This window comes from Streptomyces griseofuscus, from assembly GCF_014673495.1.
Lineage (GTDB): Bacteria > Actinomycetota > Actinomycetes > Streptomycetales > Streptomycetaceae > Streptomyces > Streptomyces murinus.
The window spans coordinates 3,451,643-3,465,743 of record NZ_CP051006.1 but is presented as its reverse complement, the minus strand read 5'-3'; the positions used below and the strand labels follow the sequence as shown (position 1 = coordinate 3,465,743).

Below are 14,101 nucleotides of genomic sequence, written 5' to 3'. Positions count from 1 at the left end.
CCCCGGCAGGCTTTTCGTCACGGGCACGGCGAGCAGCCGGATCCGGCCGAAATGGCCGGAACAGCCCGGAGCACGACCGGGCGAGGCCCGGGGTACGGCCGGGCGCAGGCCCGGAGCAGGACAGAAGCACCGGAAGTCCACGACGGGGAGCGCGAGATGAACACGCTGCACAGCATCAGCACCAGCGCAGTGGTCACGCGTCTGCACGACGTGCACCGGGGTTCGGAGAAGTCCGGTGCTGAGGGGGGTACCTCCCGCGCGAGTGCGTTCGAGCGTGGGGGAGTGCGGGGGTGCGCTCGCGGTGCCGGGCGTCAGCACGGTGTGTACGGGCAGCAGCCCTACATGTCGGTGATCGACGCGCGTACGGGGGACACGCACGGGGGAAGCGCGTACAAGGAGGACACGGGGGAGCGCCGCTCGCTGACGGAGGCGGAGTTCACCGCCTACGTCCAGGAGCGCCGCGCCTCCCTGTACGCGACCGCCTACCACCTGACCGGCGACCGTTTCGAGGCCGAGGACCTGCTCCAGAGCGCGCTGTTCTCGACCTACCGGGCGTGGGACCGGATCAGCGACAAGGCGGCCGTCGGCGGCTACCTGCGGCGCACGATGACGAACCTGCACATCAGCGCCTGGCGGCGCCGCAAGCTCAACGAGTACCCGACCGAGGAACTGCCCGAGACGCCCGGCGAGACGGACGCGATGCGCGGCACCGAGCTGCGCGCGGTCCTGTGGCAGGCGCTGGCCCGGCTGCCCGAGCTCCAGCGCACCATGCTGGTCCTGCGCTACTACGAGGGCCGTACGGACCCGGAGATCGCGGACATACTCAACATCAGTGTCGGCACGGTGAAGTCCAGCATCTGGCGCTCGCTGCGCCGGCTGCGCGAGGACGAGGTCCTCAGCTTCGGCCGTGACGAGGAGAGCGCCTTCGGCGAACTGGTCGCCTGAGGTACGGGGGAAGCACGGGGGACGGGGGCCGGGCCGCTGGGGGGCGGTTCGGAGCGTACGGGGGAACGACGGGGGAGTGCGAGGGACGACGGGGAACACGGGACAGCCGCTGTGGGGGTGGTGGCCCGTGGGCCTCTCGGCCGTCGGCTCATGGGGAGGAGCGACGGGGGAACGGGGGATACGGGGGAATCACGGGGGAGGGGAACCGAAGAGGGGCTGGTCGGACCGGGGGGTCCGGGCGGCCCCTCTTCGGTTCCCCCTGTGCTCTCTGCCGCGTCCTCTACCGCTCCGCTTCCCGGTGCCGCCGTCCGGCGGTGGTGTACTTGCCGGCCCACTCGGCGACCGCGAGCCGGCGCAGGGCCTCGTCCCGGTCGCAGGGATGTGCGCCCAGCGTGACCTGGCGGGCGACGATCGTGCGCTCCGCGCGCATCAGCCGCCAGCCGCGGCGCAACAGGAACGGCACCGACTTACGGCCCTCCTTCAGATCGCGCACGAACCGCCGCCGGAAGGTGGTGACCGCGCCGCGGTTCAGGCAGAGCGCGTCGGCGAGGACGCCGAGTTCCCGGCAGCGTTCGACGATCTCCGCGGCGAAGATGCCCTCCGCGATGAACAGGGGCGTACGGTCCAGCCGCAGCGTCTCCTCGCCGGTACGGGCGCTGAGCGGGATGTCGTACACCGGCACCGGCGTCGAACCCGTGGCGCACAGGCGGCTGATGGCGTCGAGGGCGACCTGTGCGTCCCAAGAGTCCGGGTGGTCCCAGTCGATGTCCGAACTCCCCTCCACCAGGGGCAGAGTCGGGTCGTCGGCCTCTTTGTAGAAGTCGTCCAGGCGCAGGACGGGCAGCCCGGAACGGGCGGCGACCAGGGACTTGCCCGAACCCGAGGGGCCGCACAGCAGCACGACACGGGCGGGGGACGGGGGATGAATGCTCACGGAACACCAGTTTGACGCATGGCGCGGCGCCTGCCGACCCCGCGGTTCGCTTTTGAAGCGCGGGTCACCTCTCAACTACCCTGTGTCGCGACATCATTACCCTGCGCACCAGAAGGTGGCACCAGCGATGGCCCGACACAGCAAGCCCCAGCACCCCACCGCGCGCCGTGCCCTGTTCGCCCTCGTGACCGCCGGCGCGGCGCTGGGCGCGGGCGCGGCGACGGCCCAGGCGGACACAGGCGCACCCCTCGTGCACGTGCCGTGGCGGCCGACATCCCTGGGCAACATCGACCCCGAGGCCGGTCTCACGGTCCTCACCGGCACGGTCGGCTACGTCACCGGCCCGGTCGCTGGCCTCAAGCCCAACCCCCTCGCGGGCACCGGCGTCGACCCCCTCGACAACGGAGTGGGCACCCAGGTCGCCGACTTCAAGCCCGTGGGCTCCCAGATGCTGACCGCCCCGATCGCGGAGGCCCAGTCCCTGGGAAGCCTTCCGATGGTGGGACAGGTGCTGGCGGGGCTGAGTCACTAGGGGCGGCCCGCAAGGGGTGCGGGGAACTGCGCGGCCGGCCGGGTACGACCCGTACCCGGCCGACGACGGCAGTTTCCCGCCCGAACCCCGTCAGTACGACGAACCCGACGCGCCCAGCGCACCCGTCGTGTGCCACACGGTCTTCGTCTCGAGGAAGGCTGTCAGGCGCTCGATGCCGGGGGTCTGGGTGAAGTCGACGGTCTGGGGGCGCAGTACGCGCTTCAGGTTGTCGGCGGCGGCGATCTCCAGTTCCTTGGCCAACTCCTCGTCCGCGCCCGCGAGATCGATCGCGTTCACGTCCTGGTGCGCGGCCAGTGAGGGCGCGATCTCGGACGGGCGGCCGGAGAGGATGTTCACCACGCCGCCTGGGACGTCGGACGTGGCCAGCACCTCGGCGAGGGAGAGCGCCGGGAGCGGGGCCTTCTCGGAGGCGATGACGACGGCCGTGTTGCCGGTGGCGATCACCGGGGCGAGGACCGAGACCAGGCCCAGGAAGGACGAGTCCTGGGGGGCGAGTACGGCGACCACGCCCGTCGGCTCCGGGGAGGAGAGGTTGAAGAACGGACCCGCGACCGGGTTCGCGCCGCCGACCACCTGGGCGATCTTGTCGGTCCAGCCGGCGTACCAGACCCAGCGGTCGATCGCGGCGTCCACCACGGCCGCGGCCTTGGACTTCGACAGGCCCTCCGCCTCGGCCACCTCGCGCACGAACTGCTCGCGGCGGCCCTCCAGCATCTCCGCGACCCGGTACAGGACCTGGCCGCGGTTGTAGGCGGTCGCGCCGGACCAGCCGCCGAACGCCTTGCGCGCCGCGACCACCGCGTCCCGGGCGTCCTTGCGGGAGGACAGCGGGGCGTTGGCCAGCCAGTTGTTCTTCGGGTCCGTCACCTCGTACACCCGACCGCTCTCGGAACGCGGGAACTTGCCGCCCACGTACAGCTTGTAGGTCTTGAAGACGGAAAGTCGTGCGTCAGACATCGAGGTACGCCTCCAGGCCGTGGCGGCCGCCCTCGCGGCCGAAGCCCGACTCCTTGTAGCCGCCGAACGGCGAGGTGGGGTCGAACTTGTTGAACGTGTTGGACCAGACGACACCGGCGCGCAGCTTGCTCGCGACGGCCAGGATGCGGGAGCCCTTCTCGGACCAGATGCCCGCCGACAGGCCGTACTGCGTGTTGTTCGCCTTGGCGACCGCCTCGTCCGGGGTGCGGAAGGAGAGGACCGACAGCACCGGGCCGAAGATCTCCTCACGGGCGATGGTGTGGGCCTGGGTGACGTTCGTGAAGAGCGTCGGCGCGAACCAGTAGCCGGTGTCCGGCAGTTCACAGGCGGGGGACCAGCGCTCGGCGCCCTCCGCCTCGCCCGCGTCGGCCAGCGCGGTGATCCGGGCCAGCTGCTCCGCGGAGTTGATCGCGCCGATGTCGGTGTTCTTGTCCAGCGGGTCGCCGAGGCGCAGCGTGGACAGGCGGCGCTTCAGCGCGTCCAGCAGCTCGTCCTGGATCGACTCCTGGACGATCAGGCGCGATCCTGCGCAGCAGACCTGGCCCTGGTTGAAGAAGATGCCGTTCACGATGCCCTCGACGGCCTGGTCGATCGGGGCGTCGTCGAAGACGATGTTCGCGCCCTTGCCGCCGAGTTCGAGGGTGAGCTTCTTGCGGGTGCCGGCCACGGTCCGCGCGATCGCCTTGCCGACCGCCGTCGAGCCCGTGAACGCGACCTTGTTCACGTCCGGGTGCGCGACCAGGGCGGCGCCGGTACGGCCGTCACCGGTCACGATGTTGACGACGCCCTTGGGCAGGCCCGCCTGGCGGCAGATGTCCGCGAAGAACAGGGCCGACAGCGGGGTGGTCTCGGCGGGCTTCAGGACGACCGTGTTGCCGGTCGCGAGCGCCGGGGCGATCTTCCAGGCCAGCATCAGCAGCGGGAAGTTCCACGGGATGACCTGGCCGGCCACGCCCAGCGGCCGCGGGTCCGCCCCGAAGCCGGCGTGGTCGAGCTTGTCGGCCCAGCCCGCGTAGTAGAAGAAGTGGGCCGCGACCAGCGGGAGGTCGGCGTCGCGGGTCTCCTTGATCGGCTTGCCGTTGTCCAGCGTCTCCAGGACGGCCAGTTCGCGGCTGCGCTCCTGGATGATCCGGGCGATGCGGAACAAGTACTTGGCGCGCTCGGCGCCGGGCAGCGCGGACCACTTCTCGAAGGCCTTGCGGGCGGCCTTCACGGCGCGGTCGACGTCCTCCTCGGAGGCCTCGGCGACCTCCGACAGCACCTCTTCGGTGGACGGCGAGACGGTCTTGAAGACCTTGCCGCCGGTCGCGTCGGTGAACTCGCCGTCGATGAACAGACCGTAGGACGACGCGATGTCCACGACGGAGCGGGACTCGGGCGCCGGTGCGTACTCGAACGCGGATGCGGATACGGGTGCCATGGTGATCAGTCCACCGTCACGTAGTCGGGGCCGGAGTAACGGCCGGTGGCCAGCTTCTGACGCTGCATCAGCAGATCGTTGAGCAGTGAGGAGGCGCCGAAGCGGAACCAGTGGTTGTCCAGCCAGTCCTGGCCCGCCGTCTCGTTGACCAGGACGAGGAACTTGATGGCGTCCTTGCTCGTACGGATGCCGCCGGCCGGCTTCACGCCGACCTGGATGCCGGTCTGGGCGCGGAAGTCGCGCACCGCCTCCAGCATCAGAAGGGTGTTGGCGGGCGTCGCGTTGACGGCGACCTTGCCCGTCGAGGTCTTGATGAAGTCGGCGCCGGCGATCATGCCGAGCCAGGAGGCGCGGCGGATGTTGTCGTACGTCGACAGCTCGCCGGTCTCGAAGATGACCTTCAGCCGGGCGCTCGTCCCGCAGGCTTCTTTGACGGCGACGATCTCGTCGTACACCTTCAGGTACTTGCCCGCGAGGAACGCGCCGCGGTCGATGACCATGTCGATCTCGTCGGCGCCCGCGGCGACGGCGTCCCGCACGTCGGCCAGCTTCACGTCGAGGGCGGCACGGCCGGCCGGGAAGGCGGTGGCGACCGAGGCGACCTTGACGCCGGAACCGGCGACGGCCTCCTTGGCGACGGCCACCATGTCCGGGTAGACGCAGACCGCGGCCGTGGTCGGGGCGGTGCGGTCGGTCGGGTCGGGGTGGACGGCCTTGGCGCCGAGCGCCCGGACCTTGCCCGGGGTGTCCGCGCCTTCCAGCGTCGTCAGGTCGACCATCGAGATGGCGAGGTCGATGGCGTACGCCTTCGCGGTGGTCTTGATGGAACGGGTGCCGAGCGACGTGGCGCGCGCCTCCAGGCCGACCGTGTCGACGCCGGGCAGCCCGTGCAGGAAGCGGCGCAGCGTGCTGTCGGACGCGGTGACGTCGGCGAGCGCATGTGCGGGGGGTGCAGTGGTGGGCATGGTCACCAGACGAGCATATCTACGCGCGTAGCGGCTGTACACCCCCGGGGCGGATTCGGCGCCGGACGGGGGCGGTGCGCGGTCCGGGTCGTGGCTCGTGCGGGTCCGGGTCGTGGCTCGTGCGGGTCTGGTTCACGGCTCGTGCTCTCCGACCGTGGCCCGGAGAGCACGAGGGATCACGAGGGATCACCGAGGATCACGGCGGACCGCCGAGAACCACGGATGGACAGCGGAGCATCACGGATGGATACGGGTATGGATACGGGTGCCGGGGCACATGGCGGTGCCCGCCGTGTCGTCATGCACAATCGGGGCCATGACGACCCCGGACAACAAGCCACCCGCGTCGCCGCCTCCGGTGCCCGCCGTGAAGGACCGGATCTACCGCTCGCCCATGGGGCTCGTGGGCGGCGTGCTGCTGCTCGCGGTCGTCGCCTGGCTGGGCTGCGACGCGCTGTTCAACGGCCACGGCCGCACCCCGTGGCTCGCGCTGGCCACGATGATCCTTGTGCTGCCGCTGGTGATCGCCTTCACGCTGCGCCCGGCCGTGTTCGCCAACGAGGAACGGCTGCGGATCCGCAACCCCTACCGGGTGATCTCCGTGCCGTGGAGCGAGGTCGAGGCGCTGCGCTCCAGCTTCACCAACGAGGTGCGCACCAAGTCCGGCGGCAAGTACCAGCTGTGGGCCGTTCCCGTGTCGCTGCGCGGCCGCAAGAAGGCCGAGCGGCGGGCGGCGTCCGCGGCACGGCGGTCGGCGAGGGGTGAGGCCGGTCTCGGCGGGGGGCTCGGCGCCAGGGGCGCCGGCTTCGCCGGGCTCGCCGCCCGCGGCGCCGACGACACCGGACCGTCCCGCGCGGAGAGCGACAAGGTCATGGACGACCTGCGCGACCTGCTGGACCGGTGCGGGAACGAGGAGCCGACCCAGGGCGGTACGACGATCCGCTGGGCCTACGAGGTCGCGGCGCCGACGCTGGCCGGGGCCGTGCTGCTGGTGATCCTGCTGGTGACCGGCGGCTGAGCGGCGGCGGTACGGCGTTGACGGCGTCCGCACGGACGAGTTGACGGCGTCCGCACGGACAAGGGGCACCCCCGGGGTCGGGATCCGGGGGTGCCCCTGGTTTTTTCCGGTGCTTTTCCGGTGTTCTCCGGTGGCTCCGGGGTTTCAGATGCCGGCAGCCGCGGAGAGGTCGCGCTTGACGGCCTCCAGGAGCTCCTTCGCGCGGGCGTGCGCTGCCGGGAGGTCGGCGCGGTCCGGAACCGGTACGACGACCTCCAGGTAGCACTTCAGCTTCGGCTCGGTGCCGCTGGGGCGGACGATGACCCGGGCGCCGTCCAGGGTGTAGCGCAGGCCGTCCGTCGGCGGCAGCGTCTCCGTGCCCTTGTTCAGGTCCTCCGCCCGGGTGATGGCCAGGCCCGCGAGTCGCGTCGGGGGCTGCTCGCGCAGGCGGCGCATCGCGTCGGCGATCAGGGAGAGGTCCTGGACGCGCACGGACAGCTGGTCGGTGGCGTGCAGGCCGTGCTCGACGGCGAGGTCGTCCAGGAGGTCGAGAAGGGTACGGCCCTCCTCCTTCAGCCCGGACGCCAGTTCGGTGATCAGGAGGGCCGCGGTGATGCCGTCCTTGTCGCGCACGCCCTCGGGGTCCACGCAGTAGCCGAGGGCCTCCTCGTAGCCGTAGCGCAGTCCTTCGACGCGGGCGATCCACTTGAAGCCGGTGAGCGTCTCCTCGTACGGCAGCCCCGCCTTGCCGGCGATCCGGCCGAGCAGGGAGGATGAGACGATCGACTCCGCGAAGGTGCCCTGGACGCCGCGGCGCACCAGGTGGGCGGCGAGCAGCGCGCCGACCTCGTCGCCGCGCAGCATCCGCCAGTCGCCGCCGTCCTTGACGGCCACGGCGCAGCGGTCGGCGTCCGGGTCGTTGGCGATGATCAGATCGGGGTCGGTCGCGCGGGCCCGGTCGAACGCCAGGTCCATCGCGCCCGGCTCCTCCGGGTTGGGGAAGGCGACGGTCGGGAAGTCCGGGTCGGGCTCGGCCTGTTCGGCGACCAGTACGGGCTCCGGGAAGCCGGCGCGGGCGAAGGCGGCGAGCAGGACGTCCTTGCCGACGCCGTGCATGGCGGTGTAGACGGTGCGGGCGGTGCGGGGGGAGCCGGTGGCCAGTACGGCGTCGGTACGGGCGAGATAGGCGTCCAGGACCGCTTCGTCCAGGGTCTCCCAGCCGGACTCCGGGCGGGGTACGTCGTGCAGGGAGGCGATCGCGTCGATCTCGGCGGCGATGCCCGCGTCGGCCGGGGGCACGATCTGGGAGCCGTCGCCCAGGTACACCTTGTAGCCGTTGTCCCGGGGCGGGTTGTGGCTGGCGGTGACCTCCACGCCCGCGACCGCGCCCAGGTGCCGGATCGCGAAGGCGAGCACGGGGGTGGGGAGCGGGCGGGGGAGTACGGCGGCACGCAGACCGGCGCCGGTCATCACGGCGGCGGTGTCGCGGGCGAAGTCGGCGGACTTGTGGCGGGCGTCGTAGCCGATGACGACCAGGCCGGCGTCGGGGCCCCCGTGGGGGGTGCCGTTCTTCTTCAGGTACGCGGCGAGACCGGCGGCGGCGCGGATGACGACGCTCCGGTTCATGCGCATCGGGCCGGCACCGAGTTCGCCGCGCAGGCCTGCGGTACCGAACTGGAGGGTGCCGGCGAAACGTGCCGCCAGTTCCTTCTCGTCGCCGGCCTCGATCAGTTCGGCGAGCTCGGCACGGGTGTCCGGGTCGGGGTCCTCGGCGAGCCATGCGCTGGCCCGCGCGATCAGATCGTGCACCTTGGGATCAACCTCTCCTGTGTTTACCGCCGCCCCGCCCACCCGCCCGCCCGACTCGGTCGGTCGAGAGGTGAACGGTAGGTACGGAGCGGTGCGGGCGGGTGGGGGTGGCTCTGGTCGGCTGGGGGGAGGGGGCGGCTTGGCCGTAATTGCTGGTGCTGGTGCTGGTGGCGCTGGTGGCGGGCGGTGCCGGGAGCTGCGGTGGGGGCCGCGACACCCACATCATCCGATCATCCGGAACGGAACGAACGGCGTGACCCGGCCCGGCGGGACTCGGCCCGACGTGACCCGGGCCCGGCCCGGCCCAGCCCGGGAACGCGCACGCCACCCGGCACCAGCCAGACCCGCGCAGGACTCGCCACCGCCGGAGACACGCACGCCCCGCACGAGCCGCCCTCACCGCGGCCCCCGGAAGCCCCCGTGCTCCCGGCGCCCGGTTGGATCGTCCGATGTCCAGGTGCCCCGGCATCCGGGTCGCCTGACGCCCAAGCTCTCGGCGTCCAGGTCACCCGACGCCCAGGCTCCTGACGCCCGGGTCACCCGGTGCCAGGCCCGGCGCCCGGTCAGGCTCCCTGGCGTCCAGGCTGCCGGAGCCCAGGCCCCTGGCATCCAGGTCACCTGGTGCCCAGCTCCGGGCGTTCAGATCACCCGGCGTCTAGCCCCCGGCGTTCGGATCGCCCGACGCCCAGGCTCCTGACGCCCAGGTCACCCGATGCCGGGCCCTGGTGTCCAGGTCCCCGGCGTCCCGGTCACCCGGCACCCAAGCCCCTGGCATCCAGACCGCCCGATGCCCAGGTGCCTCGGCATCCAGGTCGCCCGATGCCCAGGTGCCCCGGCATCCAGATCACCCGACGCTCAAGCTCCTGGCATCCAGGTCCCCGGCGTCCAGGTCCCCAGCGTCCAGGTCACCCGGCACCCAGGTCTCTGGCATCCAGATCACCCGACGCCCAGGTCCCGATGTCCACGTCGCCCGGTGCCCGGGCCGCCCGTTGTCCAGGTGGCCCGGTATCCAAGTCGCTCCGTGCCCAGGTCACCCTGTGTCCGGGTCGCAGCGCGCCCAAGTCGCCCCGTGTCCAGCAGGTCGCCTGACTACAGCTTGCGCAGGACCTGTGCCAGCAGGGTTCCCATGCGGGTGGCGGAGTCGCGGCCGGCCTGGAGGACTTCCTCGTGGTTCAGGGGCTCGCCGGTCATGCCCGCGGCGAGGTTGGTGACCAGGGAGATGCCCAGGACCTCGGCACCGGCCTCGCGCGCGGCGATGGCCTCCAGGACCGTGGACATGCCGACCAGGTCCGCGCCGATGACGCGGGCCATACGGATCTCGGCCGGGGTCTCGTAGTGCGGGCCGGGGAACTGCGCGTAGACACCCTCCTCAAGGGTGGGGTCCACCTCCTTGCACAGGGCGCGCAGCCGCGGCGAGTACAGGTCGGTCAGGTCGACGAAGTTCGCGCCCACGATCGGCGAGGTCGCCGTGAGGTTGATGTGGTCGCTGATCAGCACCGGCTGGCCGGGGCGCATGCCCTCGCGCAGACCACCGCAGCCGTTGGTGAGCACGATGGTCTTGCAGCCGGCGGCGACGGCCGTACGGACGCCGTGCGAGACGGCGGCGACGCCACGGCCCTCGTAGTAGTGGGTACGGCCCAGGAAGACGAGGGCGCGCTTGTCGCCGAAGGAGTACGAGCGGATCTTGCCGCCGTGCCCCTCGACGGCCGGCGGCGGGAAGCCGGGCAGCTCGGTGACCTGGAACTCCGCGTCGGGAGCGCCGAGGGCGTCGACGGCCGGAGCCCAGCCGGAGCCCATCACGAGGGCGACGTCGTGGGTCTCGGCGCCGGTCAGTGCGCGCAGGCGCGCGGCGGCGGCGTCGGCGGCGGCGTACGGGTCGCCCTGGATGTCGTCCGGAAGAAGAGATGCGTTCACGGGGACGAGGGTAGCCGCTTCTCGCCTACGCGCGTAGATGACAGACCTCACGGGATTGGGATCGTTGTCTTGTCGTTTCCGACGATGGATTACCGCGGGTAATTCGTACGTGTGACGGGTGTGCGCTGGTCGTGCGCCGGTCAGCAGGGGCGCTTGCGCAGTTCCATCACATAGTCGTGGGGCGCCCCGGCGGACTCCACGGCGTCGGCGATCTCGCCCAGGTAGCGGGCCGAGGGCAGGCCGCCCTCGTAGTCGTTGAGGACGTAGGTCCAGGCCGACTTCTCGCCGTCCAGGGTGTGCACGCGGACGCGCATACGGCGGTATGTGCCGAGGTCCACGCCGTCCCAGCGGTCGAGGGACTCCTCGTCCATGGGCGCGATGTCGTACAGGCCGACGAACACCTGGGCCAGCGGCTCCTCGACGATCGTCGCCAGCGCGCCCTCCCAGCCGAACTGCTCGCCGCCGAAGGTCAGCCGCCAGTCGTTCAGCCAGCCCGTGGCGCGCAACGGGGAGTGCGGGGCGCGGCGGGACATCAGCCGGGCGTCGAGGTTGCCGGCGTAGGCGGCATAGAGCGACATGGGGGAGAGAGTACGGCAGCGCTCCGGCCCCCCTCACGCGCCCCGAGAGCGAGCCCCCGGGGCGCCCCTGGGGCACGGGGCCGGGGCTCACCGGGTCTCCCGGCGGCTCTCCGCCGGGGCGGCGACCAGCGGACGAACCGGTCGTGCACGGTGCCGCGGCGCACTTCGGGACGGTCCCGCCGCCCCCGGGCAGTGGCATCTTGAAGCGTGCGGGACAATGGGGTACGTGACTCGGATCGTGATCATCGGTGGCGGACCTGGCGGATATGAAGCGGCGCTGGTGGCCGCTCAGCTCGGCGCGGAGGTGACCGTCGTCGACTGCGACGGTCTGGGCGGCGCGTCGGTACTCACCGACTGCGTGCCGTCCAAGACCCTCATCGCCACGGCCGAGGTGATGACGACCTTCGACTCCTCGTACGAAGAGCTCGGCATCATCGTCGCCGACGACACCCCGCCCCTGGAGCGGGCCGCCCGCGTCGTCGGGGTGGACCTGGGCAAGGTCAACCGACGGGTCAAGCGGCTCGCGCTGGCGCAGTCGCACGACATCACCGCCTCCGTGACGCGTGCCGGCGCGCGGGTCATGCGCGGGCGCGGCCGCCTTGAGGGCATGCAGGCGCTCGACGGGTCGAGGAAGGTCGTCGTCACCGCCGCCGACGGCACCGAGGAGACCCTCACCGCCGACGCCGTCCTCATCGCCACCGGCGGTCACCCGCGCGAGCTGCCCGACGCCCAGCCCGACGGCGAGCGCATCCTCAACTGGACCCAGGTCTACGACCTCAACGAGCTGCCGGAAGAGCTGATCGTGGTCGGCTCCGGTGTGACCGGTGCCGAGTTCGCCGGCGCGTACCAGGCCCTCGGCTCCAAGGTCACCCTCGTGTCCTCCCGCGACCGGGTGCTGCCCGGCGAGGACCCGGACGCCGCCGCCGTCCTGGAGGACGTCTTCCGCCGCCGCGGCATGAATGTCATGGCCCGTTCCCGCGCGCAGTCCGCCAAGCGCGTCGGCGACCGGGTCGAGGTCACGCTCGCCGACGGCCGCGTCATCACCGGCACGCACTGCCTCATGGCCGTCGGCGCCATCCCGAACAGCGCGGGCCTCGGTCTGGAGGAGGCCGGCGTCAAGCTGCGCGACTCCGGGCACATCTGGACCGACAAGGTCTCCCGCACCACCGCGCCCGGTGTCTACGCCGCCGGTGACGTGACCGGTGTCTTCGCGCTCGCGTCCGTCGCCGCCATGCAGGGCCGGATCGCGATGTACCACTTCCTGGGCGACGCGGTGGCCCCGCTGAACCTGAAGACCGTCTCCTCCAACGTCTTCACCGACCCCGAGATCGCCACCGTCGGCTACTCGCAGGCGGACGTGGACGCGGGCAAGATCGACGCCAAGGTCGTCAAGCTGCCGCTGCTGCGCAACCCGCGCGCCAAGATGCAGGGCATCCGGGACGGCTTCGTGAAGATCTTCTGCCGGCCGGGCACGGGCATCGTCGTCGGCGGTGTGGTCGTCGCGCCGCGCGCCTCGGAACTCATCCATCCCATCTCGATCGCCGTCGACAACAATCTGACGGTCGAACAGATCGCGAACGCCTTCACGGTGTACCCCTCTCTTTCGGGGTCGATCGCGGAGGTCGCGCGGCAGCTGCACAACCGCAAGGCGAGTGCCGAGGGCTGATGACCTGCGGCAACTCCTCGCTGGTCGCGGGGAGTTGCCGTACGTGCGGCTGGCATAGTCGGGAGGGATAGGTCCGGGGAAGGTCCTATACCACTTCGGGTTCCCCCATGCGAACAACTTCTGTTAATCGGCGCAAACTGCTGAAAGCAGACGGTCGCTGGGGTTACTGTCAGTTTCGTGTTCGCTGCTGAACGTCGCCAATTGATCCTCGAAATGGTGCGAGCGAACGGTGCCGTGTCGCTCCGTGAGCTCGCCCGCGTCGTCCAGACCTCCGAAGTGACCGTACGGCGGGACGTGCGGGCACTGGAGGCGGAAGGACTCCTCGACCGCCGGCACGGCGGTGCCGTACTGCCGGGTGGGTTCACCCGGGAGTCCGGCTTCCCGCAGAAGTCGCATCTCGCGACCGCCGAGAAGACGGCGATCGCCGATCTCGCGGCCGGCCTCGTCGAAGAGGGCGAGGCGATCGTGGTCGGTGCCGGTACGACCACGCAGGAGCTGGCCCGCCGGCTCGCCCGTGTGCCCGGTCTCACGGTGGTCACCAACTCCCTCCTGGTCGCCCAGGCGTTGGCCCACGCGAACCGGGTGGAGGTCGTCATGACCGGTGGCACCCTGCGCGGCTCCAACTACGCGCTCGTCGGCTCCGGCGCCGAGCAGTCCCTCCAGGGGCTGCGGGTGTCGAAGGCGTTCCTGTCCGGGAGCGGTCTTACGGCCGAACGCGGGCTGTCCACCTCCAACATGCTCTCCGCCTCCGTCGACCGTGCGCTCGTGCAGGCCGCAGCGGAGGTGGTGGTCCTCGCCGACCACACCAAGCTCGGCACGGACACGATGTTCCAGACCGTGCCGACGGATCTCATCACCCGCCTCGTCACGGACGAGCCGCCCGGCCATGACGACCGCGCCGCCACGGAGTTGCAGGCCCTCGCCGACCAGGGGGTGCAGATCGCCGTGACCGGGGCGAACGGAAACCCGGGGGGTGACCAGGTCCCGCCGGCCCGCCGCCCCCAGCTGCCGGGACCGCGCCGGGGCAACCCCCTCCGCCCGACCTCCGTCCTCTCGGACCAGCCACAGCCTTCCGAACGGGCGAGGGTCGCGGATCTGCGGCGCAGGTAGCCACGCCCGCCCGGCGGGGGCCCGGAGAGGGCGGACACGGGGGCGGTGAGCTGCTCCTGTCCGGCCGGGCGGGAGCTCGGCAGGCGCCGTACGGGCGGGCCGGTCCGAGGGGCCGAGCAGCCGCTGGAGAACCGGGCCAAGCGACCCCCGTCGGCGGGTTTATGACGCCGTGAGTCGTATACGGACGTGATCGGGGCTGCCCGACGCACCCGCACGCCCCCGCACCCCGCCC

Annotated in this window: 12 protein-coding genes; 5 read left to right on the top strand and 7 right to left on the bottom strand. The window is 71.6% G+C overall.

From position 1 onward, the window contains the following. Positions 1–156: 156 nt before the first annotated feature. Positions 157–945 carry a SigE family RNA polymerase sigma factor gene (locus HEP81_RS15195; protein ID WP_037656109.1) on the top strand — a complete coding sequence of 263 codons (789 nt, stop codon included), beginning with the start codon at positions 157–159 and terminating at the stop codon, positions 943–945. Between the two features lie 280 nt (positions 946–1,225). Here HEP81_RS15195 and HEP81_RS15190 read toward each other — a convergent pair whose 3' ends face one another. Continuing rightward, entirely contained in the window at positions 1,226–1,879 is a 654-nt protein-coding gene (locus HEP81_RS15190) for a uridine kinase family protein (RefSeq protein WP_243279421.1), read from the bottom strand. A gap of 127 nt (positions 1,880–2,006) precedes the next feature. Between HEP81_RS15190 and HEP81_RS15185 the strand changes: the two genes are divergently transcribed. Then, a complete protein-coding gene (locus HEP81_RS15185) occupies positions 2,007–2,411 on the top strand; it encodes a hypothetical protein (protein ID WP_037656111.1) in 405 nt (134 codons plus the stop codon). 90 nt (positions 2,412–2,501) lie between these two features. Here the strand turns inward: HEP81_RS15185 and HEP81_RS15180 are convergent, their stop codons facing one another. From HEP81_RS15180 to deoC, 3 genes are read right to left on the bottom strand one after another with little or no spacing between them, the layout of a single operon-like run. Continuing rightward, complete coding sequence (locus HEP81_RS15180) at positions 2,502–3,389, bottom strand: aldehyde dehydrogenase family protein (protein ID WP_037656114.1); 888 nt, start codon at positions 3,387–3,389, stop codon at positions 2,502–2,504. Then, positions 3,382–4,830 carry an aldehyde dehydrogenase family protein gene (locus HEP81_RS15175; RefSeq protein WP_037656116.1) on the bottom strand — a complete coding sequence of 483 codons (1,449 nt, stop codon included), beginning with the start codon at positions 4,828–4,830 and terminating at the stop codon, positions 3,382–3,384. The genes HEP81_RS15180 and HEP81_RS15175 overlap by 8 nt, the downstream gene beginning before the upstream one ends. Before the next feature lie 5 nt (positions 4,831–4,835). Beyond that, positions 4,836–5,795, bottom strand: coding sequence for a deoxyribose-phosphate aldolase (gene deoC, locus HEP81_RS15170; protein WP_037656117.1), 960 nt, complete (start codon positions 5,793–5,795; stop codon positions 4,836–4,838). A 316-nt stretch (positions 5,796–6,111) separates the two neighbouring features. Here deoC and HEP81_RS15165 point away from each other — a divergent pair, with 316 nt between their 5' ends. Beyond that, positions 6,112–6,813: a PH domain-containing protein gene (locus HEP81_RS15165; RefSeq protein ID WP_037656118.1), complete on the top strand. Its 702-nt coding sequence runs from the start codon at positions 6,112–6,114 to the stop codon at positions 6,811–6,813. 144 nt (positions 6,814–6,957) lie between these two features. On the opposite strand, the gene HEP81_RS15160 is transcribed toward HEP81_RS15165, so the two are convergent. The 3 genes from HEP81_RS15160 to HEP81_RS15150 all read right to left on the bottom strand — a co-directional run bounded on the left by HEP81_RS15160 (position 6,958) and on the right by HEP81_RS15150 (position 11,093). Beyond that, positions 6,958–8,601: a phospho-sugar mutase gene (locus HEP81_RS15160; RefSeq protein WP_037656120.1), complete on the bottom strand. Its 1,644-nt coding sequence runs from the start codon at positions 8,599–8,601 to the stop codon at positions 6,958–6,960. Positions 8,602–9,690: 1,089 nt separating this feature from the next. Then, positions 9,691–10,515, bottom strand: a complete 825-nt coding sequence (locus tag HEP81_RS15155; protein WP_037656122.1) for a purine-nucleoside phosphorylase — start codon at positions 10,513–10,515, stop codon at positions 9,691–9,693. Between the two features lie 140 nt (positions 10,516–10,655). Then, on the bottom strand, positions 10,656–11,093 hold the full coding sequence (locus tag HEP81_RS15150; RefSeq protein WP_037656124.1) for a gamma-glutamylcyclotransferase family protein: 438 nt from the start codon (positions 11,091–11,093) through the stop codon (positions 10,656–10,658). 217 nt (positions 11,094–11,310) lie between these two features. Here HEP81_RS15150 and HEP81_RS15145 point away from each other — a divergent pair, with 217 nt between their 5' ends. Both HEP81_RS15145 and HEP81_RS15140 read left to right on the top strand, forming a co-directional pair. Then, positions 11,311–12,759 carry an NAD(P)H-quinone dehydrogenase gene (locus tag HEP81_RS15145; RefSeq protein ID WP_037656125.1) on the top strand — a complete coding sequence of 483 codons (1,449 nt, stop codon included), beginning with the start codon at positions 11,311–11,313 and terminating at the stop codon, positions 12,757–12,759. Between the two features lie 177 nt (positions 12,760–12,936). Further along, positions 12,937–13,869: a DeoR/GlpR family DNA-binding transcription regulator gene (locus HEP81_RS15140; RefSeq protein WP_078967385.1), complete on the top strand. Its 933-nt coding sequence runs from the start codon at positions 12,937–12,939 to the stop codon at positions 13,867–13,869. Positions 13,870–14,101 lie beyond the last annotated feature (232 nt).